Annotated in this window: 26 protein-coding genes, 1 pseudogene and 1 riboswitch; of the genes and pseudogenes, 12 read left to right on the top strand and 15 right to left on the bottom strand. The window is 68.3% G+C overall.

Going from position 1 to position 24,203, the window contains the following annotated elements:
• Positions 1 to 1,239: EamA family transporter (locus G3N64_RS00790; RefSeq protein WP_241020695.1), on the bottom strand; the 1,239-nt coding region annotated here is incomplete at its 3' end.
• Between the two features lie 504 nt (positions 1,240 to 1,743).
• Here G3N64_RS00790 and G3N64_RS00785 point away from each other — a divergent pair.
• Positions 1,744 to 2,097 carry a type II toxin-antitoxin system RelE/ParE family toxin gene (locus G3N64_RS00785; RefSeq protein WP_205781879.1) on the top strand — a complete coding sequence of 118 codons (354 nt, stop codon included), beginning with the start codon at positions 1,744 to 1,746 and terminating at the stop codon, positions 2,095 to 2,097.
• A complete protein-coding gene (locus G3N64_RS00780) occupies positions 2,094 to 2,375 on the top strand; it encodes an XRE family transcriptional regulator (protein WP_205781878.1) in 282 nt (93 codons plus the stop codon). Before G3N64_RS00785 ends, G3N64_RS00780 begins: the two co-directional genes overlap by 4 nt.
• Before the next feature lie 67 nt (positions 2,376 to 2,442).
• Here the strand turns inward: G3N64_RS00780 and G3N64_RS00775 are convergent, their stop codons facing one another.
• From G3N64_RS00775 to G3N64_RS00765, 3 genes are all read right to left on the bottom strand, one after another.
• On the bottom strand, positions 2,443 to 3,231 hold the full coding sequence (locus tag G3N64_RS00775) for a molybdopterin-dependent oxidoreductase (protein WP_205781877.1): 789 nt from the start codon (positions 3,229 to 3,231) through the stop codon (positions 2,443 to 2,445).
• A 29-nt stretch (positions 3,232 to 3,260) separates the two neighbouring features.
• Entirely contained in the window at positions 3,261 to 3,893 is a 633-nt protein-coding gene (locus tag G3N64_RS00770; RefSeq protein ID WP_205781876.1) for a cytochrome b/b6 domain-containing protein, read from the bottom strand.
• Between the two features lie 93 nt (positions 3,894 to 3,986).
• On the bottom strand, positions 3,987 to 4,265 hold the full coding sequence (locus G3N64_RS00765) for a pentapeptide MXKDX repeat protein (RefSeq protein WP_205781875.1): 279 nt from the start codon (positions 4,263 to 4,265) through the stop codon (positions 3,987 to 3,989).
• Positions 4,266 to 4,533: 268 nt separating this feature from the next.
• Positions 4,534 to 4,650: riboswitch (TPP riboswitch) on the top strand.
• A gap of 124 nt (positions 4,651 to 4,774) precedes the next feature.
• On the opposite strand from G3N64_RS00765, the gene thiC reads away from it, so the two are divergent.
• The 5 genes from thiC to G3N64_RS00740 all read left to right on the top strand — a co-directional run bounded on the left by thiC (position 4,775) and on the right by G3N64_RS00740 (position 10,381).
• The gene (gene thiC / locus G3N64_RS00760; protein WP_085040436.1) at positions 4,775 to 6,706 is read left to right on the top strand and encodes a phosphomethylpyrimidine synthase ThiC; all 1,932 of its coding nucleotides are present in this window, start codon (positions 4,775 to 4,777) and stop codon (positions 6,704 to 6,706) included.
• A 250-nt stretch (positions 6,707 to 6,956) separates the two neighbouring features.
• The gene (locus G3N64_RS00755; protein ID WP_205781874.1) at positions 6,957 to 7,169 is read left to right on the top strand and encodes a glycine zipper 2TM domain-containing protein; all 213 of its coding nucleotides are present in this window, start codon (positions 6,957 to 6,959) and stop codon (positions 7,167 to 7,169) included.
• Positions 7,170 to 7,360: 191 nt separating this feature from the next.
• Positions 7,361 to 7,609 carry a hypothetical protein gene (locus tag G3N64_RS00750; RefSeq protein WP_205781873.1) on the top strand — a complete coding sequence of 83 codons (249 nt, stop codon included), beginning with the start codon at positions 7,361 to 7,363 and terminating at the stop codon, positions 7,607 to 7,609.
• Positions 7,610 to 7,753: 144 nt separating this feature from the next.
• A complete protein-coding gene (locus tag G3N64_RS00745) occupies positions 7,754 to 8,680 on the top strand; it encodes a DMT family transporter (RefSeq protein ID WP_205781872.1) in 927 nt (308 codons plus the stop codon).
• 420 nt (positions 8,681 to 9,100) lie between these two features.
• Positions 9,101 to 10,381, top strand: coding sequence for an EAL domain-containing protein (locus G3N64_RS00740; RefSeq protein ID WP_205781871.1), 1,281 nt, complete (start codon positions 9,101 to 9,103; stop codon positions 10,379 to 10,381).
• A gap of 58 nt (positions 10,382 to 10,439) precedes the next feature.
• Here the strand turns inward: G3N64_RS00740 and arfB are convergent, their stop codons facing one another.
• The 3 genes and pseudogenes from arfB to G3N64_RS40335 form a co-directional block, all read right to left on the bottom strand.
• Positions 10,440 to 10,844: an alternative ribosome rescue aminoacyl-tRNA hydrolase ArfB gene (gene arfB, locus G3N64_RS00735; RefSeq protein WP_205781870.1), complete on the bottom strand. Its 405-nt coding sequence runs from the start codon at positions 10,842 to 10,844 to the stop codon at positions 10,440 to 10,442.
• Entirely contained in the window at positions 10,841 to 11,251 is a 411-nt protein-coding gene (locus tag G3N64_RS40340; RefSeq protein ID WP_346778791.1) for an ATP-binding domain-containing protein, read from the bottom strand. Before G3N64_RS40340 ends, arfB begins: the two co-directional genes overlap by 4 nt.
• Positions 11,252 to 12,226: 975 nt before the next feature.
• Positions 12,227 to 13,021, bottom strand: a pseudogene (locus G3N64_RS40335) (LysR family transcriptional regulator); the annotation flags it as partial.
• Between the two features lie 115 nt (positions 13,022 to 13,136).
• Here G3N64_RS40335 and G3N64_RS00725 point away from each other — a divergent pair.
• From G3N64_RS00725 to G3N64_RS00715, 3 genes are all read left to right on the top strand, one after another.
• Positions 13,137 to 13,520 carry a tautomerase family protein gene (locus G3N64_RS00725; RefSeq protein ID WP_011355834.1) on the top strand — a complete coding sequence of 128 codons (384 nt, stop codon included), beginning with the start codon at positions 13,137 to 13,139 and terminating at the stop codon, positions 13,518 to 13,520.
• 126 nt (positions 13,521 to 13,646) lie between these two features.
• Positions 13,647 to 15,266, top strand: coding sequence for a CHAD domain-containing protein (locus G3N64_RS00720; protein WP_205781868.1), 1,620 nt, complete (start codon positions 13,647 to 13,649; stop codon positions 15,264 to 15,266).
• A gap of 48 nt (positions 15,267 to 15,314) precedes the next feature.
• A complete protein-coding gene (locus G3N64_RS00715; protein ID WP_205781867.1) occupies positions 15,315 to 16,151 on the top strand; it encodes a TOBE domain-containing protein in 837 nt (278 codons plus the stop codon).
• A gap of 183 nt (positions 16,152 to 16,334) precedes the next feature.
• Here G3N64_RS00715 and G3N64_RS00710 read toward each other — a convergent pair whose 3' ends face one another.
• The 4 genes from G3N64_RS00710 to G3N64_RS00695 form a co-directional block, all read right to left on the bottom strand.
• Positions 16,335 to 17,036, bottom strand: coding sequence for an ATP-binding cassette domain-containing protein (locus tag G3N64_RS00710; RefSeq protein ID WP_205781866.1), 702 nt, complete (start codon positions 17,034 to 17,036; stop codon positions 16,335 to 16,337).
• Between the two features lie 55 nt (positions 17,037 to 17,091).
• Entirely contained in the window at positions 17,092 to 17,769 is a 678-nt protein-coding gene (gene modB / locus G3N64_RS00705) for a molybdate ABC transporter permease subunit (RefSeq protein WP_205781865.1), read from the bottom strand.
• Between the two features lie 10 nt (positions 17,770 to 17,779).
• Positions 17,780 to 18,580: a molybdate ABC transporter substrate-binding protein gene (gene modA, locus G3N64_RS00700; RefSeq protein WP_205781864.1), complete on the bottom strand. Its 801-nt coding sequence runs from the start codon at positions 18,578 to 18,580 to the stop codon at positions 17,780 to 17,782.
• Positions 18,581 to 18,718: 138 nt separating this feature from the next.
• On the bottom strand, positions 18,719 to 19,417 hold the full coding sequence (locus G3N64_RS00695) for a phosphatase PAP2 family protein (RefSeq protein WP_205781863.1): 699 nt from the start codon (positions 19,415 to 19,417) through the stop codon (positions 18,719 to 18,721).
• Positions 19,418 to 19,665: 248 nt separating this feature from the next.
• Between G3N64_RS00695 and G3N64_RS00690 the strand changes: the two genes are divergently transcribed.
• Both G3N64_RS00690 and G3N64_RS00685 read left to right on the top strand, forming a co-directional pair.
• Complete coding sequence (locus tag G3N64_RS00690) at positions 19,666 to 20,775, top strand: PHB depolymerase family esterase (protein WP_205781862.1); 1,110 nt, start codon at positions 19,666 to 19,668, stop codon at positions 20,773 to 20,775.
• Between the two features lie 81 nt (positions 20,776 to 20,856).
• On the top strand, positions 20,857 to 21,033 hold the full coding sequence (locus G3N64_RS00685; RefSeq protein WP_205781861.1) for a DUF3563 family protein: 177 nt from the start codon (positions 20,857 to 20,859) through the stop codon (positions 21,031 to 21,033).
• A 107-nt stretch (positions 21,034 to 21,140) separates the two neighbouring features.
• Here G3N64_RS00685 and G3N64_RS00680 read toward each other — a convergent pair whose 3' ends face one another.
• The 4 genes from G3N64_RS00680 to G3N64_RS00665 all read right to left on the bottom strand — a co-directional run bounded on the left by G3N64_RS00680 (position 21,141) and on the right by G3N64_RS00665 (position 24,169).
• Entirely contained in the window at positions 21,141 to 21,560 is a 420-nt protein-coding gene (locus tag G3N64_RS00680) for an organic hydroperoxide resistance protein (protein WP_011355825.1), read from the bottom strand.
• A gap of 155 nt (positions 21,561 to 21,715) precedes the next feature.
• Positions 21,716 to 22,168, bottom strand: a complete 453-nt coding sequence (locus tag G3N64_RS00675) for a MarR family transcriptional regulator (RefSeq protein WP_205781860.1) — start codon at positions 22,166 to 22,168, stop codon at positions 21,716 to 21,718.
• A 202-nt stretch (positions 22,169 to 22,370) separates the two neighbouring features.
• Complete coding sequence (locus tag G3N64_RS00670) at positions 22,371 to 23,180, bottom strand: BPSS1780 family membrane protein (protein ID WP_205781859.1); 810 nt, start codon at positions 23,178 to 23,180, stop codon at positions 22,371 to 22,373.
• The gene (locus G3N64_RS00665; protein ID WP_205781858.1) at positions 23,171 to 24,169 is read right to left on the bottom strand and encodes a homoserine kinase; all 999 of its coding nucleotides are present in this window, start codon (positions 24,167 to 24,169) and stop codon (positions 23,171 to 23,173) included. The genes G3N64_RS00670 and G3N64_RS00665 overlap by 10 nt, the downstream gene beginning before the upstream one ends.
• Between the last annotated feature and the right edge of the window lie 34 nt (positions 24,170 to 24,203).

The following is a 24,203-nucleotide window of genomic DNA, read 5'->3' as shown; positions in this document are numbered from 1 at the left end:
GTCGGCGCGGGGCGCGGCTGGTCCGGCGACGGGTGGCGGGGCAAACGCGGGCGCCGGTTCAGCGATGGGCGGCGTAGCGAACGCAGGTGCCGGTTCAGCGATGGGCGGTATGGCGAACGCCGGCGCCGGATCAACGACCGCGGCAGGATCCATCACGGCAGCCGGAGCCGGCACGGCCAGCGGGACGGCGGAAGGCGCCAGGATCGGCGCCGCATCCGGCATCTCGATCTGCTCGGGCACGGATGAAGCCTCCGCTGTCGACGCGGCTGCCACGGCCGCCGAACTGGCCGCCGCCGCGCGCGCCGCGGGCCGGCGCGCCGGATCGAACATGAACGACAGCCCGACACTGCCGAGGATCGCGACGGTCGCGACCACGGTCGCCATCGTCACCGGCTCGCCGAGCAGCAGCGCGCCGAGCGCGACCGCGACGATCGGGTTCACGTACATGCAGCTGCTCGCGATGATCGGGCTCGTGTGGCGGATCAGGTAGCCGTACGCGACGTACGCGGCCATCGTGCAGAACACCATCAGGTACAGGAACGCGAACACCGGCCCCGCCATCACGTGCTCGATGCGCTCGCCGATCAGCCAGGCAGCGAGCGTCGAGATCATGCCGCCGAGGCCGATCTGCAGCGACGTGGACAGGAACAGGTCGGACGGCAGCTTGAGCCGCGTCGCGAGATGCGCGCCGCCGGCCCAGAACAGTGCGCCGGCCAGCACGCAGATCGTGCCGAGCGCCGAATTCTGCGCGGCCGCGCCGCCCGAGTTCAGCACGACGATGCCGACCATCCCGAGTGCGACGGCCGCCCACTCGCCTTTCGTGACCGGCCGCCCGGCAACCGCCGCGATCACGGTCGCGAACAGCGGCACCGTGGCCACCATCACCGCGGCCGAGCCGCTGCTGACCGAGCTGATCCCGAGCGCGATCGTGCCGGACGACAGCGCGACGAGCATCGTGCCGACGATCCCGGCATTGCGGATTTCGAGCAGCGTCGGCCATTCGGGCTTGCGCCGCAGCGCGAAGATGAACAGGCCGATCCCGCCGAGCAGGTTGCGCAGCCCCGACAGCAGCAGCGGCGGGAACGACTGCAGCGCGAAATGCAGGCCGCTGTAGGTCGAACCCCAGACGAAATAGATGAAGACGAGCGCCAGCGCCACGCGGCCGCCGCGGCTTTGCGGCAGGCGGATTCGGAACGAGAAGCGGGCGAAGAAATCGAGGAGACGGTCGAGCGGCGTCATCGCGCAGCCTGCCCGCACGTCACGCCGCGTGCTCCGCTGAAAGACGCCGGCGATGCCGGCAAACGGCCCTGGCGGGACCGGAAAGGCAGAGCGAACGTGCGGAACGACATGGCAGTGCGAACGGCGACGAAAGAGGACCGGCAAGCGGCGACAGAGGGACAAAAAGGCGCGCGCAACCACTTCGGCTGCGCACGCTCGGCATTATGGCATCACGGATTCGAAAGCATCGTCGGACCTGTCTGAAAGGATCACGAATGATGTTTCCGCGCGACATTTTGCGGCCGGCCGGCGCGCCGGTGACATCGGGGGCCGGACAGGCCATGCGCATGCGTTGCCGGTACCGGTTCGCCCCGCCCTCCAGAGCAATCCGTCGCGATCGAATCAGGCATCGGCCGAACGGCCAGTCCTGCACGCCGGCGCGCGCTTCCCCCTTATCGTGACGGTCGGCTCACGCGCCGCCTGTGCGCGACCTTCCTTCGAAACCCGCACCATTCATACAATATTTTGTATAATTCAACCATTCTTCCGCCGAAGCCCGTGGCTTTCGTCGGCAGCGCGCTGGACGATCTTCGCGGCTTTCCGCTGCCCGCGCGACGCGAAGCCGGCCACCAGATCGACCAGGTGCAACGCGGCCTGGCGCCCGACGACTGGAAGCCGATGCGCACCGTCGGCGTCGGCGTGCGGGAAATTCGCCTGCGCGATGCGAGCGGCGCGTTCCGGATCATTTACGTCGCGACATTCGCCGATGCCGTCTACGTGCCGCACTGCTTCCGGAAGCAATCGGCGCGCACCAACAGGGCCGATATCGAACTGGCCGCCCGGCGCTATCGTGCGCTGATGATGGAGAGGAAACGATGACCAACGAACGTTATACGAGCGTCTGGGACGCAATCGAGGGCCAGCCGGCCGAAGCCGAGAACATGAAGCTGCGCTCCGAGCTGATGATCGCGCTCAAGCAGCGCATCGCCCAGCTCGAGCTCAGTCAGGCCCAGGCCGCGAAACAGCTGGGTGTCACGCAGCCGCGCGTCTCCGACCTGATGCGCGGCAAGATCAACCTGTTCGGGCTCGACGCGCTCGTGAACATGGCGGCGGCCGTCGGCCTGCGCGTCGACCTGCAGGTGCGCGAATCCGCGTGACGCGCCACGTGCGATGCCCGATGCATCGCGGCACGCGCATGCGCCGCCACCGCATGCCGCGCACCGCTCACGATCCGCCGAACCAGTTGTACCCCTGGTCGACCCAGTAGCCGCCCGGAAACGTATCGGTCACGAAAATTTCCATGATGTGCTTCGGGTTCTTGTAACCGAGCTTGGTCGGCATCCGCAGCTTCATCGGGAAGCCGAATTCCGGCGGCAGCCGGCGGCCGTCGTAATCGAACGCGAGCAGCGTCTGCGGATGCAGCGCGGTGGGCATGTCGATGCTCTCGTAGTAATCGTCCGCGCACTTGAAGCCGACGTACTTCGCCCGCGTGTCGGCGCCGGCGCGTGCGAGAAACGCGCCGAACGGCGTGCCGCCCCAGCGGCCGATCGCACTCCACCCTTCCACGCAGATATGCCGCGTGATCTGTTCCGCGTGCGGCAGCGCATACAGTTCGTCGAGCGTCCACACGCGCTTGCCCGTCACGCGGCCGGACAGCACGAGCCGATACGTCGATGCATCGACGTGCGGCACGTCGTCGATCCCGTAGTACGCGTTGAACGGGAATGGTCGCGTGATGTCGGCTTCGGTGTAGGTCGGCGCGAGCCGTTCGCCGCTGAACAGCCACGCCTGCACGCGGTCGTTCATACGCGACACCTTCTCGAGGAACGTGTTGACCGACGCGTCGTCCTGCAACGTGCAGCCGGTCAGCATCGTCAGGCCACCGAGCGTCAGCACGCGCCGGTTGAAAAGCCGCCGCGACGGCATCTCGAGCTCGCGGCGCACGTCGAGTTCGAGCGACTTCCGGTCGAGCGTCCAGCGCGAGCCATCGCGCTTGTATTCGGATTCCGACATGATGATTTCCTTCACCCGAAGTTGACGGGTCAACGCCCGCGCAGCATCGCGAGCAGCGAGCGCGGCACGAGCAGCGCCATCGCGACGTGAACGACGAAGAATGCGACGAGCAGCGACATCGCCCAGAAATGCACGACACGCGCGTTGTCATAGCCGCCGAACAATTCGCGCAGCAGCGGGAATTGCACGGATTTCCAGATCGTGAGCCCCGACAGCACCAGTACGACGAGATCGACGATCGCGGTCAGGTACGCGGCACGCTGCACCGCGTTGTAGACGCTCAGGTCGTCGTGCGACAGCCGCCCGCCCAGCGCGGCACGAATGTCGCGCCATATCGACGCCGGCGTGACGGGCAGCATCTTGCGCGCGAGGCGCCCCGTCGCGATCGACATCGCGAGGTAGAACAGCCCGTTGCCGACCAGCAGCCACATTGCCGCGAAATGCCATTGCAGTGCGCCGCCGAGCCAGCCGCCCAGCGTGACGCCGTGCGGAAACACGAACGGCGGATAGATCGGCGACGCGTCGTAGATGCGCCAGCCGGACAGCACCATCAGGATCGCCGCGAGCGCGTTGAGCCAGTGGCTCGCGCGCACCCAGAGCGGATGGATCGGGCGCGCGGGCGGTGTGGCGGCCGCGCGCCCGGTAGCGGGAACGGTTTGCATGATGAAGACTCCCGGAATGAGCTGACGAAACGCAATGCGGGCGGGCGGCCGTCGTGCGACGCACGCGCGCCGGCCGCCCCGTGTCCGCCTTCGTCAGTTCGACGGCGCCATCTTCTCGCCCGACGACGGCTTGCCCATCGCGTCGTGCCCCATCGCGTCCTTCTTCATCGCGTCTTTCTTCATCGGATGCTTCTTCATGCCGTCCTTCTTCATCGCATCATGGCCCATCGCATCCTTGGCCATCGCGTCGTGCCCCATCGCGTCCTTCGACATCGACGAACCTTGCTGCGACATCGCGTCGTTCTGCGCATACGCGCCCGTGGCGATCGCGGCGAAAGCGGCGACGCAAGCGGCAATCAGTATTTTTTTCATGACATCTCTCCAGAACATGGGTTTAAGGAGCCGAATAGACGGACGACGTCGCTGGAAATGACAGCCGTTGCGAAAATTTTTTTGACGTTGCGCGAAAGCGCGTCATGTTGCACCGCGTCGCCGCCGCCGGCCACGCCGTGGGGCCATGCGGCGGCGACGCGCGCTGCCATTTCGACGGGCCACCGCACCGCCCGCCATGCTGCGGCCGCACCGGGGCAGCCGATCCACTCCCGGTTGAAACCGCCGCCAAGCCGGTGTATCGTGTGCGCTGCTAACGCGGGGGTCCTGCAATGCGCCCGGTCAAACAACCGGCATTGCGGGTGAGAAATACCCTTTGAACCTGATCTGGATAATGCCAGCGCAGGGAAGCGTACGGATTTCGCCGCCATCCTTCTGACGAAATCCGCCGCCTCACCAAGCCTCGTCTCCTGCTTAGCTCGAGCCCCACATTCGTCAAGGGCTCCGGGCAAGCGCCGAAGCGCCTGTCCGGCGCTCACACAGGAGATTGCATGAACGCCAATCCGAAGTTTCTGTCCGCCGACGCTCATGTCGATGCCGCGGCCGTCGCCCCGCTGCCGAATTCCCGCAAGGTTTATGTAACCGGCTCGCAGCCCGACATCCGCGTACCGATGCGTGAAATCACGCAGGCCGACACGCCGACCGGCTTCGGCGGCGAAAAGAATCCGCCGATCTACGTGTACGACACGTCGGGCCCCTACACCGATCCGGAGGCGAAGATCGACATCCGCGCGGGCCTCGCCGCGCTCCGTCAGGGCTGGATCGAGGCACGCGGCGACACCGAAGTGCTCGGCGGCCTGTCGAGCCAGTACGGTCTCGAGCGCGCGGCCGACCCGGCCACCGCCGACCTGCGGTTCCCGGGCCTGCACCGCAACCCGCGCCGCGCACAGGCCGGCAAGAACGTCACGCAGATGCACTACGCGCGTCAGGGCATCATCACGCCGGAAATGGAATACATCGCGATCCGCGAGAACCAGCGCCGCGCCGAGTACCTCGAGAGCCTGAAGGCAAGCGGCCCGAACGGCGCGAAGCTCGCCGCGATGATGGGCCGCCAGCACCCGGGCCAGGCGTTCGGCGCAGCGGCCTTCGGCGCGAACGCGCCGGCCGAGATCACGCCGGAATTCGTGCGCTCGGAAGTGGCGTGCGGCCGCGCGATCATCCCCGCGAACATCAACCACCCGGAATCCGAGCCGATGATCATCGGCCGCAACTTCCTCGTGAAGATCAACGCGAACATCGGCAACTCGGCCGTCACGTCGTCGATCGGCGAGGAAGTCGACAAGATGACGTGGGCGATCCGCTGGGGCGGCGACACGGTGATGGACCTGTCGACCGGCAAGCACATCCATGAAACGCGCGAGTGGATCATCCGCAACAGCCCGGTGCCGATCGGCACGGTGCCGATCTACCAGGCGCTGGAAAAGGTCAACGGCAAGGCCGAGGATCTCACCTGGGAAATCTTCCGCGACACGCTGATCGAGCAGGCCGAGCAAGGCGTCGACTACTTCACGATCCACGCGGGCGTGCGCCTGCAGTACGTGCCGCTCACCGCGAACCGGATGACCGGCATCGTATCGCGCGGCGGCTCGATCATGGCGAAGTGGTGCCTCGCGCACCACAAGGAAAGCTTCCTGTACGAACACTTCGAAGAAATCTGCGAGATCATGAAGGCGTACGACGTGAGCTTCTCGCTCGGCGACGGCCTGCGTCCCGGCTCGATCTACGACGCGAACGACGAGGCGCAGCTCGGCGAACTGAAGACGCTCGGCGAGCTCACGCAGATCGCGTGGAAACACGACGTGCAGGTGATGATCGAAGGCCCCGGCCACGTGCCGATGCAGCTGATCAAGGAGAACATGGATCTCCAGCTCGACTGGTGCAAGGAAGCGCCGTTCTACACGCTCGGGCCGCTGACCACCGACATCGCGCCGGGCTACGACCACATCACGTCCGGCATCGGCGCCGCGATGATCGGCTGGTTCGGCACCGCGATGCTGTGCTACGTGACGCCGAAGGAGCATCTCGGCCTGCCGAACAAGGACGACGTGAAGGAAGGCATCATCACGTACAAGCTCGCCGCGCACGCCGCCGATCTCGCAAAGGGTCACCCGGGCGCGCAGGTGCGCGACAATGCGCTGTCGAAGGCGCGCTTCGAGTTCCGCTGGGAAGACCAGTTCAACATCGGTCTCGATCCGGACAAGGCGCGCGAATTCCACGACGAAACGCTGCCGAAGGATTCGGCGAAGGTCGCGCACTTCTGCTCGATGTGCGGCCCGCACTTCTGCTCGATGAAGATCACGCAGGACGTGCGCGAATTCGCGGCGCAGCAAGGCGTGTCGGAAACCGAAGCGCTGAAGAAGGGGATGGAAGTCAAGGCAGTCGAGTTCGTCAAGACCGGCGCCGAGATCTATCACCGTCAGTAAGCGAACGCGCGGTCCGGCGGTCCCCGCCGGATCACCGCACGATGCACGAAGCCCGCTTTCGAGCGGGCTTTTTTACGCACGTCGCGTGCCCGCCGGCGCACGGGGAAACCACGGGAAACAATTCATTACGAAACCGCGCGAGCCTTAACAAGTCCTTACAGCAGCGCCGGGGGACGGCGCGTAGATTGGGTTCATGCGCGGCCGCCGGCCGGTCGCGTGTCCTCCGTTCACAACCGCAAGGACAACGATCATGAATTCGATACGGCGTATTGGGGTATGCGCGCTGCTCGTCGCGACCGTGGCCAGCCTGTCGGCCTGTGACTCGATGACGAGGCGCCAGCGCGACACGGCAATCGGTGCGGGTGTCGGCGGCGTCGCCGGCGCGGCGATCGGCGGCAATGCGCTGTCGACGCTGGGCGGCGCAGCGGCCGGCGGCATCATCGGTAACCAGATCGGCAAGTAAGCGGCGAGGCACGCCGCGACAGTCGGCCAGACGGCGTTTCCGCGGTGCGGAAGCGCCGTTTTCGCATGCGGCGCCGCAACGTAACCGGTAGCCGGTGCGGAAATGATCCGTTACCGTTTTGCACACCGTGTCACCGGCGCGCGGCCTAAGCTTAAGCATTTGCCGATTGCCGGCTCCGCCGGAGAGACATCATGAACAGGACCCTCGTCGCCGCGGCGCTCGCCTGCGTGACGCTCGCCGGCTGCTACTACCCGTACGGCTATTATCCTGGCGGCTATTACACGGCCGCACCGGTGCAGTCGGCCCCCGTCTACGTCGATCCGGGCCCCGCCTATTACTACCCGGCACCTGCCTATGCGCCCGCGTGGGGCGGCTATTGGGGACCGGCGGTTTCGCTCAATTTCGGCTTCGGCGGGCGCGGCGGCCGGCACCATCACTGATCGGGCACGACCGCCGGAAGGCGGCCGCCCCGCGCCGGCAACCGGCGACATTCCCGTTTCTTGCCATTTCATCGAAACGTGAAACGACGGCGTGGTAACGGGGTGTAAGATTCTGCGCATCCCTTCCCCCGCCCTTCACGATCGATGTCGCCCAAGAATGCCCTCCTGCTGACCGCGCTCGCTGCCCTGTGGGGTGCGTCGTTCCTGTTTATCCGGATCGGCGTCGTCGATCTCGGCGTCGCGCCGCTGATGGCGTTGCGGGTCGGCATCGGCGCGCTGTTTCTCGCGGGCTTCGCGCTGACGCGCTTCAAACCCGCCGATCTCGGCGCCCGGCTGCGCCGTCATGCATGGCCGTTGTTCGTCGTCGGTGCGCTGAACTCGGGCATCCCGTTCTGCCTGTTCGCGTTCGCCGAACTGACGCTGTCGGCCGGCGTGACGTCGGTGATCAACGCGACGACGCCGCTCTGGGGCGCGCTCGTCGCCTACCTGTGGCTGAAGGACAAGCTGTCGCTGCCGCGCGCGCTCGGCCTCGTGATCGGTTTCGCCGGCGTGCTCACGCTCGTGTGGAACCAGATCGCGAATGCACACGGCGAAACGGGCGCCGCCGCGACCGCGCTCGCCGCCGCCGCGGCACTCGGCGCGACGCTGCTGTACGGCATCGCAGCCAACTACACGAAGCGCAAGTTGACCGGCGTCGATCCGCTCGTCAACGCGACCGGCAGCATGATCGGCTCGACCGTCCTGCTGCTGCCGTTCGCGATCGCCACCTGGCCGGCCGCGCCGGTCAGCGCGCACGCGTGGGGCTCGGTGCTCGCCCTCGGCGTTGCCTGCACGGGCATCGCGTATTTCATCTACTTCTATTTGATCGCGCACGTCGGCCCCGCCCGCGCGATTACCGTGACGTTCGTGATCCCCGTGTTCGGCCTGCTGTGGGGCGCGCTGTTCCTCGGTGAACACGTGTCGGCCGTGATGATCGAAGGCTGCGCGATCGTGCTCGTCGGCACCGCGCTTGCAACCGGCGTGATCAAGCGGATTCCCGGGATCCGGCCGCGCAGCGGCGAAGCGACCTGACGATTCATTCGCGCACCCGCGCCGCCCTCGCGCGGGCCGTGATGCCTGACGACCGGGCGCCGACGCCGCACCGCCGCACCGCGGAGGGTGCCGCAGCGCGGCCGGCATTCCTCTGACGGCGGTATTGGCTCGCGGCCGTGCCGGCCGCCGGGATTTCCCGCCACCGCGCAGGCCATGCTGCCGGATTGTCATGTTCGGCGGCGGCGCCTTGCGCCGCGCAGGGCGCCGTCGCAGCCGCCCAGCCGTGTGCGTCTGGAGTTTCCCTGATACGCGAGCGGCCCCATTCCCGTTACACTCCGAACACTTACCCGCAGAAGGCGGTCTCGATGTCCCACGTCCTTTCGCGTCCGCCTGCGCGTGCGACTGCTTCAGCGTGGTGGCGCGCTGCTGTCCCGCCGCTCGCCCTTGGGCACCGTTGACATGAAGCCCGCCCCCGACCTCTCGCTCGACTCCCTGCTCGAACGCCTCACGCCGACGCCCGGCGGCTGGGTCGCCACCTATCGCACCACGACGCTGCGCAGCGTATTCCAGCCCGTGCTGTCGATCACGCACAAGCGGGTCGTCGGTTACGAGGCGCTGCTGCGCGTCGTCGATGCGAACGGCGCACTGATCTCGCCCGTCGCCCTGTTCGACAAGACGCGCGCCGACGCCGACGCACTGCTGCTCGACCGGCTCGCGCGCTGCCTGCACACGGCCAACTTCGTCGCGCAGGGCATCGGCGACGGCTGGCTGTTCCTGAACGTCACGCCGCGCGTGCTCGATTCGGGCCTCGTGCAGCGCGAATTCGTCGAGGCGCTGTGCCGGCATTTCGCGCTGCCGCCGAACCGCATCGTGCTGGAAGTGGTCGAACAGCCGTCGCGCGACGAAGCCGCGCTCGCCCGCACGATCGACATGATCCAGCATCGCGACTTCCTGATCGCGATCGACGATTTCGGCACGGGATTCTCGAACTTCGACCGCGTGTGGCGCGCACGCCCCGACATCGTCAAGCTCGATCGATCGCTCGTCGAACGCTCGACCGGTTCGGCCGACGATCGCCGCATCATGCATCACCTCGTGTCGATGCTGCATCAGGCCGGCGCGATGGTGCTTGCCGAGGGCGTCGAGAGCGACGACTCGCTGCAGGCGCTGATGGAAGCCGACATCGATTTCGTGCAGGGTTTCCAGTTCGGCCAGCCCGATGCATCGATCGCCCATGCCAGCGCGGCCGCACCCGCGATGCTCGACGCCGCGTGGCAGCGCTTCATCGCCCGCCGGCACACGCCGGTCGTCGCCGAGCAGCCGGGCTTCGACGCGATCGAGCGGCTCGTGCTGACCGGCGCGGCCGCGTTTTCCGCGAGCGGCAACTTGCAGGACGCCGCACAGCGCGTGTTCGCGGTGCCGGCCGCGCGCCGCGTGTTCGTCACCGACGAGACCGGCGAGCAGTTCCTGCCGTCGATCGGCGCGCGCCCCGACGATGGCCAGCCGGGCGCCACCCGCCTCGCGCCGCTCTTCCCCGAAACCCACAGCAACTGGTCGCGGCGCCCGTATTTCCAGCGCGCGATCGCCGCACCCGGACGCGTTGCGCTGATGGGCCCGCACTTCTCGCTGACGGAAGGCCGCGACTGTTATACGGCCGCCGTCGCGATCCGCGCGCAGAGCCGGCTCGTCGTGTTCTGCGTCGACTTCGTGCTCGACAGCGCAGGAACCGTGATGCGCTAAGCGGCGCAGCGGCGGGCGAATGACGTTCGCGCCCGTCGTTCGTCCGCCGTTCCATTCGTCAGTCGATCACCTTCCCTCTTCCCGACTTCACCGCGCTGCGGCGCGACTTGTGCTCGAGCCGCCGCTCCTTCGACGCACGCGTCGGCCGCGTGGCGACCCGTGCGCGCGGCGTGAACGCAACGCCGCTGATCAACGCGTCGAGGCGCGCCAGCGCGGCTTCGCGGTTCTTCTCCTGGGTGCGATATTCCTGCGACTTGATCACGACGATGCCGTCGCGCGTGATGCGCTGGTCGGACAGCGCGAGAAGCCGCTCCTTGATGACGGGCGGCAACGACGACGCACGGATATCGAAGCGCAGGTGGATCGCGCTCGACACCTTGTTCACGTTCTGCCCGCCGGCGCCCTGCGCGCGCATGGCCGTCCATTCGACTTCGGCCGGATCGAGCGTATAGCGGATCATCATCGCGAAGCCTCCCTGCGGCGCCGCGCGAGCGCCTCGTCGACGCGTGCCGCGAGCCCCGAATCGCGCTGCGTGCGCGTCGCGACCGCCTGCGCCAGCACGCGCCGCGGCCCGATCACCTGCACGCGCGTGCGGGCACGCGTGACGGCCGTGTAGACGAGTTCGCGCGTGAGCACACGGCCGAACGATGCCGGCAGCACGAGCGCGGCTTCGTCGAATTCCGAGCCCTGCGATTTGTGGACCGTCAGCGCGAACGCGGTTTCGTGCGGCGGCAGCGCGGCCGGCGACACCGCGCGCGCGGTGCCGTCCGCGCGCCTGAACCACACGCGCAGCACGCCGTGCGCGTCGGGCAGCGCAATGCCGATATCGCCGTTGAACAGCCCGAGTGCATAGTCGTTGCGCGTCACCATGATCGGCCGCCCCGTGAACCAGTGCGCGCCGACCGCGAGCGGCACGCGCGCCGCGTGGCGCACGTGCGCGGCCACGAGCGCATTGACGTGCTCCGCACCGCGCAAGCCGCTGCGGGTCGCGCACAGGATCCGGAACCGGTTGAGCGCGTCGAACAGCGGCAGCGGGTCGGGCACCGGCGCGGCCAGCGCGTCGCGCAACGCGTCGAGGTAGGCACCGAACCGCCGCGCGAGCCGATCGACCGTCGACGACGCAAGCGTGTCGCCCGCATCGTCGTGGAATGACGCGGCGGCCGAATCGTCGGCGGGCAGCGCGTCGAGCGCGGCCTGCACGTCGCCGCTGCGGATCGCGACCGACAGTCGCCCGATCGGCGAATCGAGACCGAAGCGGTAATTGCGTTCGAGCCAGACTACGCAGTCGGCGAGCGGTGCCGGTGCCGATGCGGGCGTGGCGGACGCGGCGGCGGGTTCGCCCGGCAGTATCGATGTGACCGATGCAAGCGCCACGTCGCCTGCGTCGAACGGCGGCAGCTCGACGGCGTCGAGCCACGCGAGTTCGTCGACGTCGATCCACGCGGGGGCCTCGCCTGCCTCGCTGGCCTCGCCGGTTTCGGTCAGCATCGGACCTGCGGCCGGCGGCGGCGCGACGTTGGTCGGCGAAACTTCGCCATCCTGCGGTTCGTCGTCGAAGAGGGATGCCTGTCGCGCGTCGGCTTTCCGTCGCGACGCCGGTTTGCGTGCAGTGGCGGCAGCGGGCGCCGATGGCGGTGCCGGGACCCGGGCTGCGGCGGAAACCGGAAGTGCAGCCGAAACGGCTGCGGTCGCGGCTTCGTCCTGCACCGGCAACGCCGCGACGAATGCCGCCTCGTCGATGCCGAGCGCCTGTGCGATACGCGTGCGCGCCGCGGCGGTAAACGCCGGCCGCGCGCTCAGTTCCGCGAACACGGCGCCCGCCTCGACCGCGGCCAGCTGGTCCTTGTCGCCGAGCAGCACGAGCCGTGCGCCCGGCGCGAGCGCATCGAGCAGATGCGCGGCGAGCGCGACGTCGATCATCGACGCCTCGTCGACGACGATCAGGTCGTACGGCAGCGGATTGTCGCGATGATGCCGGAAGCCGGCCGCCCCGCCGCCGCCCGTAAAGCGCTCGCGCCACGGCCGCACCGAATGGTCGAGCCGGCGCAGCGGGGCGGCCCGCACGCCGCACGGGCCGGCCAGCACCGCGAGCGGCAGCGGCTCGCCTGCACGCGGTGCCCAGTCCGGCGCGGCGAGCCACGCCAGCGGTTCGGAAAACAGCAGCGTGCCGTCTTCGCGCGGCGGGTCTTCGCCCGGCTCGTGCCGCACGATCACCGCATCGAGCCGGCGTTCGTCGTATTGCGCGAGCAGGTTCGTCGACGTTCCGAGATGCATTTCGAGCGACAACCCGGGATCCTGCCGGTGCAGGCTCGTGAGCACGGCCGGCAGGTCGGGCACTGCGACGTGCTCGCTGACGCCGAGCGACAGGCGGTACGTGCCGGCCGAGATCGCGCCGAGCGCGTGCTCGTGCGCGTCGAGCAGTGCGCGGGCGGCCGGCAGGAAATTCTCGCCGTCGGCGGCCAGCTTGACCACGCGCGGCGTGCGCGCGAGCAGCGGCTTGCCGAGATGCGCCTCCAGCCGCTTCAGCTTCAGGCTCACGGCCGATTGCGTGGTGCCGAGCGCATCGGCGGCGCGCGTGAAGCTGGCGAGATCGGCGACCAGCACGAACGCGCGGACGGCATCGAGGTCAAGGACTTTCATTTCTGATGTAAATGGATGAAATATGTATCGATGACTGTTAATTATAGTTCGGCGGGCCTACCCTGACGCTGTGTTGCCGTTCTTCAACGTCAACTTCACCGACAGGAGCAGGACCATGCCATTCACCCGTATCGCCGTCCGCGAAGGCAAACCGGCCGCCTACCGCGCGGCGCTCGTCGACGGCGTGCATCGCGCGCTGATGCACACGTTCAACGTGCCCGAGGACGACATCTTCATGGTCGTCACCGAGCATGCGGCCGAGAACTTCGTGTTCGGTCGTCACTACCTCGATATCGAACGCAGCGACGATCTCGTGATGATCCAGATCACCGCGAACAACACGCGCACGCTCGAGCAGAAGCGGGCGCTGTACCGGGCGATCGCGGACAACCTCGCGCAGCAGCCCGGCGTGCGGCAGCAGGACGTATTCATCAGTCTTGTCGAGGTGCTGAAGGAGGACTGGTCGTTCGGCAACGGCCTCGCGCAATACGCGGTTTGACGCACGACAGGGCGACAGGGCCAGATCGGCGCCTGAGAGATCTGGCGGCGTGTACTATGGAAGCAGCTTCACGGGCGACGCCGGCGCGGTCGACGCGCCGGCGATTCTTCATGTGCAGGAGCCTCCATGTCGCGTGTGCTGGAAATCGTGTTGTCGCTGTCGCTGGAAGGATGGCCGGTCAAGGCAGCGAGCCGCGCCCGCGGCACGCAGCGCGATTTCGGCGCCGAACTCGTGCGCGCGTGGCGGATCTGCCCGCAGGTCAGGATGCGCCGCGGCCACGAGCGCGTGACGATCGAGCCGTGCCAGATCGAGGAGGCCGAGCCGAGCCCCGGCGCGAGCTGGTGGACGTGGGTCGAGTCGAATGCACACGGCAGGCGGGTCGTCGCGTCGCGCACGAAGGCGTTTGCGCCGGGTGTCGCGGAGCGCGAGCTGTTCGACGCGGAGCATGCGGGCATCGTCGTCGCGATGCCGTTACCCGTGCCCGCGGCGGCCGTCGCGCCGACAGGCGAAATCGACGGCGCCGCGCCGGATACGGCCGCGCGCCCGGAGCTCGGCATCCAGCCGGAATCGTCGGCGCTGCGCCTCGTCAGCGAACGGCGGCGCGGGCGGTGGGCCGACGACAGCGGCGTCGTGGTCGAGATGACGCTCGACGACGTCACGTTGCATCGCGGAAGCGAGTCGCCGCGCCGCTACGTCGAGCTGCGCCTCACTGCGCCCGACTGGGAAACCTTGCCCGCGCGCACGGCCGCGCTGCACGCGCTGTTTGCCGCGGCGCGCGAACTGAGCGGCGCGTGGCCCGCATTCGTGCAACTGACGAGCGTGATCGATCGCGCATGCGCGGCCGAGCCGGCCGTCGGCGGGCCCGTCAAGGCGAAGCTCGTCGACCTGACCGGCATCCGCACGCAGCGCGCCGCGCTGTTCGCGCTGTCCGGCGACATCACCGCGCAATGGCTCGGCAACGAGGGCGGCGTGCTCGAGCACGACGATCCTGAATTCGTGCACCAGATGCGCGTCGCGCTGCGCCGCCTGCGCACGCTGATGCGCTTCTTCCCGCGCTTTGCCGACGACCAGTGGCAGGACACGCTCGGTACCGACCTGCACTGGCTAGCCGGGCTGCTCGGCACGGTGCGCGACTGGGACGTGTTCGCGACCGAAAGCCTGCCCGCGCTGATCGCGGCCGACGGCGGCGATGGCGAGTGGAACGGCACGCTCGACGCCGCGCGCGCGCAGTGCGCCGCTGCACGGGGCGAGTTGCAGCAGGCGCTGCATTCGGCCCGCTATGCGCGGCTGACGCTCGGCTGGCTCGAATGGCTGAGCGCGCTTGCGCTGCCGCCGGCCGAAGGCGGCGACGCACCCTCGCTGCGGCGCCACGCGACGAAGCGCGTGCGGCGGCTGTTCGGTCATCTGTACGCGTCGCCGGCGCTCACGTCGCTCGACACGGCCGCGCGCCATCAGGTGCGGATCGATGCGAAGCGGCTGCGCTATGCGCTCGAATTCTTCGCGTCGCTGGCGTCGCGCCGCACGCGCACCGAGACGGTCAAGACGCTCACGCGCGTGCAGAGCGTGCTCGGCGAAGCGAACGACACGATGGTCGCGCTGCATCACCTCGAAAAACTGGCGGCGCCGCCGTACCAGCTCGGTTTCGTGCGCGGCTACGGCGCGGCGCTCGAGGAGCGCGCGGCGCGCGACGCCGAGACGCTGCTGGCCAGCCTGCGGCCGCCGAAACTCGACGGCAAGCCGGGTTGAGCGGCACGCGCTGACTATAATGGCCGCCCGTTTCCTGCACGTATCCCGATGACCGACACACAGCATGCTTCCCCGTCCGCCGAACCGCTCGAACTGGGCGGCGAGCTATGGCTGCGCGCCGGCGAGCAGACGCTCGGCGGCGCCACGCGCATCGCACTGCTCGCGGCGATCGGCGACACCGGTTCGATCACGCGCGCGGCGAAGGCCGTCGGTCTCAGCTACAAGGCCGCGTGGGATGCCGTCGACACGATGAACAATCTCGCCGGCGAACCGCTCGTCGCGCGTTCGACGGGCGGCAAGGGCGGCGGCGGCACGACGCTGACGCCGCGCGCGGCGTCGCTGATCGCCGCGTTCCGCACGATCGAGCGCGAGCATCGCCGTTTCATCGAGGCCGCGAGCGCGGCTGTGGCCGGGTTCGACGTCGACTGGGCGCTGATCGGCCGGATCGGGATGAAGACCAGCGCGCGCAACCAGTTGTTCGGCAAGGTCGCCTCGATCGTGCGCGGCACCGTCAACGACGAGGTCACGCTCACGCTGCCCGGCGGACAGCCGGTCGTTGCCGTGCTGACGCACGAAAGCGCCGACACGCTCGGCCTGCAGGCTGGCGCGGACGCATGCGCGCTGGTGAAGGCGTCGTGGGTCGTGCTCGCGGTCGACGATGGCGAGCCCGAGCTGAAGGTGTCTGCACGAAACCAGCTGCGCGGCCGCGTGGAAACCGTCGCGGCCGGCGCGGTGAACAGCGAGGTGACGCTGGCGCTCGATGGTGGCGGGACGCTGACGGCCGTCGTGACCAACGACAGCGTCGATGCGCTGCAGCTCGATGCCGGACGGCGGGCGATCGCGCTGTTCAAGGCGTCGAGCGTGATTCTCGCGGTGACGGGCTGAGCGCCCACGCACGGCGGCACACCCGTGCACGTCGGCTGGGCATGTGAAAGACGGAGCGAAGCCGGCATCGCCGCTGTATCGGTACGGCGCCGGCGTCGTTTCCGCTTTCAGCTTGTGCTGCTGCCTGCGGCTTCTCTCAGGCTCCAACGTGCTTGTCACGACCACGACCACGGCCTTGCGCGCTCACACGACGCGCGTCGGCCACTCGGCGTGCGGCGGGGCCGCCTGCACGCGTCCTTCGCTCAACTGCACGACCTGGTCGCCGAACGCGGCGACGTCGTCGGGATCGTGCGAGATCAGCACCATCGGGATATCGAGCCGCGCCTGCAGCTCGGCGAGCTCGTGACGCATGCGCTGGCGCATTGCGCCGTCGAGCGCCGCGAACGGTTCGTCGAGCAGCAGGATCCGCGGCTGCGCGACCAGTGCGCGCGCAAGCGCGACGCGCTGTTTCTGTCCGCCCGACAGTTGCGACGGGTACTGCCCGGCGAGCGCTTCGAGATCGAACGCTTGCAGCCAGTACGCGACTTCCGGCGGCGCTGTCTTCGCGCGCGGATTGCGCAGCCCCGACGTGAGCCCGAACGCGATGTTCTGGCGCACGTTCAGATGCGGAAACAACGCGTAATCCTGGAACAGGTATGCGACGCGGCGTTCGCGGGTCGGCACGTCGATACGGCGCGCGGCGTCGAACAGCGGTTCGCCGTTCAGCGCGATCGTGCCTTCGTCGGGCGACAGCAGGCCGGCGATCGCCTGCAGCGTCATGCTCTTGCCCGCGCCGGACGGCCCGAACAGCACGACGCGCTGCGTCGTCGCCGTGAACGACACGTCGAGCGTGAAGCGGCGCTCGGCGTTCGCGTAGGTCTTGCGGATGTCGACGACGAGGCTCATGCGGGCCTCCGCCGAAGCCACCCGGCCGCGAAAGAAGAGGGGCGACGCAGGCGCTTCATGTCAGCTGGCTCCGACGGGCACGCGACGGCACGAGCCAGCCGGTCGCGAGCAGCACGAGCACGCAGGTGATCGACGTCACCAGCACGAGGAAGTTGGCCGTGCTGTCGTCGCCGGCCTGCACGGCCGCGTAGATCGCGACCGACAGCGTCTGCGTGCGGCCGGGCAGGTTGCCCGCGATCATCAGCGTCGCGCCGAACTCGCCGAGCGCGCGTGCGAACGCGAGCAGCGCGCCCGCGAGAATGCCGCGCGTGGCGAGCGGCAGCGTTACGCGGAAGAACACCGCCGCTTCGCCGAGCCCGAGCGTGCGCGCGGCGCGCTCGAGATGCGGATCGACGCCTTCGAACGCAGCGCGCGCCGACTTCAGGATCAACGGAAACGCGACGACCATCGACGCGATCACCGCGCCTTGCCACGTGAAGACGAGCTCGATGCCGAGCGTGTCGAGCCACGCGCCGAACACGCCGCGCCGGCCGAGCAGCACGAGCAGGTAATAGCCGAGTACCGTCGGCGGCAGCACGAGCGGCAGCGTCAGCAGCGAATCGACGACGTCGCGCAGCGGCGAGCGCCAGCGCGCGAGCACGAACGCGGCCGCGACGCCGAGCACGATATCGAGCCCGGTCGCCCAGCCGGCAACCTTCAACGACAGCAGCAGCGGTACCCAGGCGTCTTGCATCGCGCTACGCTCACTTGCCCGCGGGCTTGAAACCGAACGTCGACAGCACGGCCTGGCCCTGCGGCGACGCGACGAAGTCGATGAACGACTGCGCCTGCGCGGCGTGGCGGCTGTCCTTGACCACGGCGATCGGATAGGTGATGGCCGTCTTCGTCGGCACCGTCAGCGCGACCTTCACGCGGCCCGGCATGATCGCGGCGTCGGTACCGAACACGAAGCCTGCGTCGACCTCGCCGCGCGCGACATAGTCGAGGCTCTGGCGCACGTTGGCGGCCAGCACACCCTTCGCGCTGATGGCGTCCCACACGCCTGCCGCGCGCAGCGCGCCTTCGGTGTAGCGGCCGACCGGCACCGATGCCGGGTCGCCATACGCGATGCGCTTCACGCCGGGCGCGGTCAGGTCGTTCAGCGACGTCGGCGCGGCCGCGTGGCTGTCCGCCGGCACGATCAGCACGAGCGAGTTCGCCGCGAAATCGCGACGCGTGCCGGGCACGATCACCTTTTCGTCAACGGCGCGATCCATCGCCTTCTGGTCGGCCGACGCGAACACGTCGGCCGGCGCGCCCTTGGCGATCTGCTGCATCAGCACGTCCGACGCGCCGAAGTTGAACAGCACCTTGGTGTCCGGATGCTGCTTCTCGTACGCGTCGCCGACGGCCTTGAACGCGTTCGTCAGGCTGGCGGCGGCCGACACGACGAGTTCGTTGGCAGCGGAAGCGGGCGCGCTGAACCCGATACCGGCAGCGGCAAGCGTGGCGATCGGCAGCAGTCGGAGCAGGGTGCGGCGAAGCGGACGGACGGTTGAGCGCATGGTGGATTCGTTTTGAATGGGTGGAAACCGTAATCGTAATATAGGGCGGGTTATAACGCTCGACATACCGCTCATGCGACGGCGCGCATGAAATGGTCAGACCTGAAAGGGGGGCGGGCGTGACGGCCGGGCGGCCGGTCACGTACGGAGCGTTTGCGACGACGACTGGGTGCGCTGCAGCGACGATGGCTGCGATGCGGGGCGGTAGTTCGGATTGGCCTTCCAGCGCGCGCGGACGAACGGGCGCTCGTGGCCCGACAGGTGCAGCGCCACCTGGGTGACCCAGCGATGCGACGGCACCGTGATGCCGTGCAGCGCCACGGTGACGAGCGCGAGGCTCGCGACGACCGCGGGCACCGACCAGCGGTGCGGCACCGCGCGCCACGAACCGGCGATGAACGCGAGCGCGGCGATCGCGCCGACGATGCAGCCGGTGATCGATTCGGACGGTGAATGCGCGTCGAGCGCGACGCGCGACACGCCGACCGCGACGCCGGCCGCGAGCCCGAGCGCGATGCCGGCGATCCGCACCGGCGTGCGGGTGCGGATCAGCGCCAGGAAAATCGCGACCGGATAGACCGACGTCGACAGCATCGCATGGCCGCTGAACCCCGTGAAGTCCCACTTGCGGATGCCGATCCCCCAGCCGAGGAACGCGATCTTCGTGAGCGCGACCACGCCGATCGCGGCCGCGAGCACGCCGAGCCACGCGGCTGCGCGCTGCCACGAGTAGCCGAGCGCGAGCCAGACGGCGATCGTGATCGCGAGCGGCAAGGTCAGGCCGGCGCCGCCGAACGCGGTGATCATGATCCACAGGTGAGACGACAGGTCGAACATCGGGAAGGGGGCGAACGAAGGCGGGGAAGATGCTTAAATCAACGCGCAAGCCGGGAAGAACGACTACAACGGATACAAGCGGCGAAGCCCCAGTATAGCGCCGCGTACGCATGAGCCCCGTTTTTTGCGCGGCCGGGAATTCACCGCGTGCAGGAAAAATCCCAGAAACAATGTTATGGTGCATTGCACAAAGTCGAACGATGCATCCGCCGTGGTGCCCCTATTTTTCCTGACTGCGAGCCCGATCGATGACCAAAAGTCTGACCAAGGTGTGGCTGGGCGGCATGAAACGCATGCTGTCTCCGGCCGCCAAGCGCGCGGCGCGCGATGCGCAGCGCATCACACGCGACGCCCTCGAGGCTGCGGCCTCTCCCGTCGTGTCCGATCTGTCCCCGCCGCGCGAATCGCGCGTGCGGCCGCGCGCGGCCGCCTGGGCGGCCGGCGAGTGGACGCGCGGCGAACATCCGATGGCGCCCGCGCTCGGGCGCCTCGTCCAGCATCTCGCGTATGGCCTCTACGTGCCGCCCGGCCGCCGGCGTGGTGCGATGCCGCTCGTCGTGATGCTGCACGGCTGCCAGCAGTCTGTCGACGAATTCGTGCAGGGCACGCGGATGAACCTGCTGGCCGACAAGCACGGCTTCGCGGTGCTGTATCCGGAGCAGTCGCCGCGCGCACACGCGCACGGCTGCTGGCACTGGTATGAAGACACCGACCGCGCGGGCCGCGGCGAGGCGAACGCGGTGGCGTCGCTCGTCGACACGCTCGTCGACGAACGCGGTTTCGACGCGTCGCGTGTCTATGTCGCGGGGCTGTCGGCCGGTGCGGGCCTTGCGGCGCTGCTTGCACTGCACCATCCCGACCGTTTCGCGGCGGTGGCGCTGCACTCGGGCCCCGCGCTCGGCGAGGCGAATTCCGGCATTACGGCGATGGACGTGATGCGGCGCGGCGTGCGGCAGAACCCGGCCGCGGCCGTCGACGCGCTGGTCGATGCCGCCGCGTATCCGGGCATGCCTGCGTTGATCGTCCAGGGCGACGGCGACCACGTGGTCGCGCCGAAGAATGCCGACCAGCTCACGGTGCAGTTCATGCGCCTGAACGGGCTCGCCGACAGCCGCGGCGCACTGCGCGGCGGCGAGCGGGTCGAGACGCGCGACGCGGGCGCGCAGATCACCGATGTCTGTCGCGACGGCGAGCCGGTCGTGCGGCTCTGCCATGTGAAAGGGCTCGATCACGCCTGGGCCGGCGGCGATGAAGCCGTGCCGTTTCATGCGGCGGTCGGCCCCGACGCGAGCGCGATGATCTGGGCCTTTTTCGAAGCACATCGGCGCACTGTGGCGACCGAACGACGCATCGGCTGATCGACGCTGGTCAAATCCTAGGGTTTTCCCTATAATTCGGGAAAACCCTAGTCAAAGACCCTTCGAATTGCGAGATCAACCATGTACCTGCTGAGCCACCTCTTCCTGATGCTGACCAAGAACGCTGAGAAGGCCTCGAAAGAGCGCGCCGACGCGTATCTGGCCGACGCGACCGACATCTACGATCTCGAATTCCGTATGCGCAAGATCGATCGCGAAGCGGCGATGAACCGCGCGTATTCGTTCGGCGCGCGCTAAGCGGCGCAGGGCGGGCCAGCTGGTCCGCCGTTCCGGCGAGTCACGCAGCAAAAAGGGCGCGTGCGGCATGTAGCCGCACGCGCCCTTTTTGCATGCGTAGCGTTGCGTCAGACGACCGTCAGGCGCACCGGCACGTTGTTGCGCGTCGCATTCGAATACGGGCACACGTGGTGTGCCTTTTCGACCAGCGCTTGCGCATCGGCCTTGTCGAACCCCGGCAGCGACACGCGCAACTCGACGTCGAGCCCGAAGCCGCCTGCGTCGTTCGGGCCGATGCCCACTTCCGCCGTGACCTGCGTGTCGGCCGGCAGTGCCTTCTTGTCCTGGCCGGCGACGAATTTCATCGCGCTCAGGAAGCAGGCCGAGTAACCTGCGGCAAACAGTTGCTCCGGGTTCGTGCCTTCCGCGCCCGTGCCGCCGAGTTCGCGCGGCGCGGCCAGCTTCACTTCCAGCTTGTTGTCAGCGGATACCGCGCGGCCGTCGCGGCCACCTGTGCTCGTGGCGCTGGTCTTGTACAGAATGTTCATCGTGCAGCTCCTGTCGGGAAAAGGGAGGAAAAGCGGCCCGGTCGAACGGGATGTCGCCGGCCACGAAGAAAATATAGAACACAAATAATTTGTGTGCAAATTAAATTTTTAAAAATGGCCCGGTCATGCCGGGCCGGTTTGTCGAGGCTCGCCTGTCAGCGTTCGTTGGCGGCCGACAGCGCGTCGCGCAACTGCTGGAGATCGGCGCGCAACCTGACCAGGAACTCGGGGGATTGCTGCATCGCGCAAAAGAGATCGGCGGGTACCGAACGCGCGCGGTCCTTCAGCGCACGGCCTTCCGGCGTCACGCGCACGTTCACGACGCGTTCGTCGGTCGCGCTGCGCACGCGCCCGACGTAGCCGAGCGCCTCCAGCCGCTTCAGCAGGGGCGTGACCGTGGCCGGGTCGAGGTCGAGCCGCGCGGCGATGTCCTTCACGGCGATGTCGTCGCGCTCCCACAGCACGAGCATCGCGAGATATTGGGGATAGGTCAGCGACAGCTTGTCGAGCAGCGGCTTGTACGCTTTCGTCATCGCGTGCGAAGTCGAGTAGAGCGCGAAGCAGAGTTGCTCGTCGAGCGTCTGGGGCAGCGGGGGCAGGCGGTCCATGATCCGGGAGGCGCGGCGAACGCGCGAACAATTTGCACACAAATTATTTTGCGCGCAAAAGATCGGGATGAACAGGGGGCGGCCGGCGAGCGGCGATGGCCAACGGAGGCGGGAAAGGGAGGGGGCGGATCAGGCGGGTGCGCCGGGAGGCAAACCCGGCGCGGAGAACGGCGGGCCGGCGACGTGCGCCGGCCTGGAGGCTTCAGCGGCCCGACGTGGTCGTCGTCGCGCCCGGTTCCTGTACGCCGAAGCAGCCGCGATAGGTCGCGTAGAACGAGCAGTACAGCATCGCGACGATGATGATCGTCACCGGCATCATGATCGTCAGCGCATAGGCGCCGGCGCCGAGCGCCTGCAGCAGCAGCGACAGCGCGAGCGACGTACCGAGCGCGACGCCGAACCACAGCACGCCGTAGACGGCGAACGCGCCGCGATTGCGCCAGCAGCTGACGACGCTGAAGAACAGCGCCTTGGCGGGCGGGACGTCGTGCCAGGCGACCAGCACCGGCGCGAACCAGAACAGCATCGCGACCGGCAGGTAGAGCAGCGTCGCGAAGAACAGCGCGCCGAGCGTGCCTTGTGCGGCGAGCGTTTCCGGCGTCGTGCCCGCTTCGTCCGCTGCGCCCATCATCACGTGGAACAGCGCGCCGCCGTCCACGAACGACGAAGCGGCGAACACGAGCACCATCGACGCGACGTAGATCACGCCGAGCACGAGCAGCCGCTGGGTCGCGACGGTGCCATACGAGCGGAAGCCGTCGACGAGGATCGTCGGCATCACGGGCTTGCCGGCCACCGTGTCGCGGCACGCGGCCATGAAGCCGACCGCGATGCCGGGAATGAACACCAGCGGCAGCGCGGAGCCGATCACGGGCACCATCGACACCAGCGTGATCGCCAGCAGGTACGTGAAGAACAGCGTGATGAACGCGAGCGGGTTCCGGCGGAACAGCCAGATGCCTTGACGGAACCAGACATAGCCCGTTTTGGCGGGCACTTCGATCAGTTGCATGCGGTTTGGATCTCGGGAAGCGCGGGCGTATGCGCGATACGCTCGCGCAGGATGCGTTCGAAATGGCCGGGGTCGTGCGGCTTGAGCATCTCGGCCGCGCGCGGCAGGTAGAAGTCGTACAGGCGCGACACCCAGAAGCGGTACGCGCCCGCGCGCAGCATGTCGCTCCAGTGGCGGCGCTCCTCGGCCGTGAACGGCCGCACGGTCTGGTACGCGCGCAGCAGCGCATCGGCGCGCGCGACGTCGAGCACGCCGGTCGCGAGGTCGACGCACCAGTCGTTGACCGTGACCGCGACGTCGAACAGCCACTTGTCGCAGCCCGCGAAATAGAAATCGAAGAAGCCGCCGAGCCGCACGTCGTGGCCGGTGCCGGGCGCCGCGTGCGCGAACAGCACGTTGTCGCGGAACAGGTCGCAATGGCACGGCCCGGCCGGCAGCACCGCGTAGTCGTCCGATGCGAAGAAGCTGGCCTGGTGCGCGAGCTCGCCTTCCAGCAGCGCGCGCTGCTCATCCGAGATGAACGGCACGATCGCCGGCACGTTCTCCTGCCACCACGGCAGGCTGCGCAGGTTCGGCTGGTTGCGCGGATAGTCGCGGCCGGCGAGGTGCAGGCGCGCGAGCATCTGCCCGACCTCGATGCAGTGTTCGACCCCCGGTGCGAGTTCGGCCGCACCGTCGAGCTTCGTGACGATCGCGGCCGGCTTGCCGTGCAGCGCGCCGAACAGCGCGCCGTCGTCACGCGGGATCGGATCCGGCACCGGCACGCCGTGGCCGGCCAGATGGCGCATCAGGTCGAGGTAGAACGGCAGTTGCTGCGCCGTGAGCTTTTCGAAGATCGTGAGGACGTACTCGCCGCGCGTCGTCGTCAGGAAGAAATTGCTGTTCTCGATACCGGACGGAATGCCGCGGAACGCAAGCACGTCGCCCAGTTCGTAGTGGCGCATCCATTGCGCGAGATCGGAGTCGGAAACAGCAGTGAAAACGGCCATGCGGGATGCGTCAGGTCAGGGTGTCGGCACGCGG

The sequence above is a fragment of the Burkholderia sp. Ac-20344 genome, assembly GCF_017104975.1.
Classification (GTDB): Bacteria; Pseudomonadota; Gammaproteobacteria; order Burkholderiales; family Burkholderiaceae; genus Burkholderia.
Note: the sequence above shows the minus strand (reverse complement) of the source record. Positions and strands in the feature narration are given on the sequence as shown.

Bases quoted from the DNA above. Each gene is read 5' to 3' on its own strand.
- G3N64_RS00780 (WP_205781878.1), top strand. From the start codon at position 2,094: ATGACCAACGAACGTTATACGAGCGTCTGGGACGCAATCGAGGGCCAG.
- G3N64_RS00775 (WP_205781877.1), bottom strand. From the start codon at position 3,231: ATGTCGGAATCCGAATACAAGCGCGATGGCTCGCGCTGGACGCTCGAC.
- G3N64_RS00770 (WP_205781876.1), bottom strand. From the start codon at position 3,893: ATGCAAACCGTTCCCGCTACCGGGCGCGCGGCCGCCACACCGCCCGCG.
- G3N64_RS00765 (WP_205781875.1), bottom strand. From the start codon at position 4,265: ATGAAAAAAATACTGATTGCCGCTTGCGTCGCCGCTTTCGCCGCGATC.
- thiC (WP_085040436.1), top strand. From the start codon at position 4,775: ATGAACGCCAATCCGAAGTTTCTGTCCGCCGACGCTCATGTCGATGCC.
- G3N64_RS00755 (WP_205781874.1), top strand. From the start codon at position 6,957: ATGAATTCGATACGGCGTATTGGGGTATGCGCGCTGCTCGTCGCGACC.
- G3N64_RS00750 (WP_205781873.1), top strand. From the start codon at position 7,361: ATGAACAGGACCCTCGTCGCCGCGGCGCTCGCCTGCGTGACGCTCGCC.
- G3N64_RS00745 (WP_205781872.1), top strand. From the start codon at position 7,754: ATGTCGCCCAAGAATGCCCTCCTGCTGACCGCGCTCGCTGCCCTGTGG.
- G3N64_RS00740 (WP_205781871.1), top strand. From the start codon at position 9,101: ATGAAGCCCGCCCCCGACCTCTCGCTCGACTCCCTGCTCGAACGCCTC.
- arfB (WP_205781870.1), bottom strand. From the start codon at position 10,844: ATGATGATCCGCTATACGCTCGATCCGGCCGAAGTCGAATGGACGGCC.
- G3N64_RS40340 (WP_346778791.1), bottom strand. From the start codon at position 11,251: ATGGTGACGCGCAACGACTATGCACTCGGGCTGTTCAACGGCGATATC.
- G3N64_RS00725 (WP_011355834.1), top strand. From the start codon at position 13,137: ATGCCATTCACCCGTATCGCCGTCCGCGAAGGCAAACCGGCCGCCTAC.
- G3N64_RS00720 (WP_205781868.1), top strand. From the start codon at position 13,647: ATGTCGCGTGTGCTGGAAATCGTGTTGTCGCTGTCGCTGGAAGGATGG.
- G3N64_RS00715 (WP_205781867.1), top strand. From the start codon at position 15,315: ATGACCGACACACAGCATGCTTCCCCGTCCGCCGAACCGCTCGAACTG.
- G3N64_RS00710 (WP_205781866.1), bottom strand. From the start codon at position 17,036: ATGAGCCTCGTCGTCGACATCCGCAAGACCTACGCGAACGCCGAGCGC.
- modB (WP_205781865.1), bottom strand. From the start codon at position 17,769: ATGCAAGACGCCTGGGTACCGCTGCTGCTGTCGTTGAAGGTTGCCGGC.
- modA (WP_205781864.1), bottom strand. From the start codon at position 18,580: ATGCGCTCAACCGTCCGTCCGCTTCGCCGCACCCTGCTCCGACTGCTG.
- G3N64_RS00695 (WP_205781863.1), bottom strand. From the start codon at position 19,417: ATGTTCGACCTGTCGTCTCACCTGTGGATCATGATCACCGCGTTCGGC.
- G3N64_RS00690 (WP_205781862.1), top strand. From the start codon at position 19,666: ATGACCAAAAGTCTGACCAAGGTGTGGCTGGGCGGCATGAAACGCATG.
- G3N64_RS00685 (WP_205781861.1), top strand. From the start codon at position 20,857: ATGTACCTGCTGAGCCACCTCTTCCTGATGCTGACCAAGAACGCTGAG.
- G3N64_RS00680 (WP_011355825.1), bottom strand. From the start codon at position 21,560: ATGAACATTCTGTACAAGACCAGCGCCACGAGCACAGGTGGCCGCGAC.
- G3N64_RS00675 (WP_205781860.1), bottom strand. From the start codon at position 22,168: ATGGACCGCCTGCCCCCGCTGCCCCAGACGCTCGACGAGCAACTCTGC.
- G3N64_RS00670 (WP_205781859.1), bottom strand. From the start codon at position 23,180: ATGCAACTGATCGAAGTGCCCGCCAAAACGGGCTATGTCTGGTTCCGT.
- G3N64_RS00665 (WP_205781858.1), bottom strand. From the start codon at position 24,169: ATGGCCGTTTTCACTGCTGTTTCCGACTCCGATCTCGCGCAATGGATG.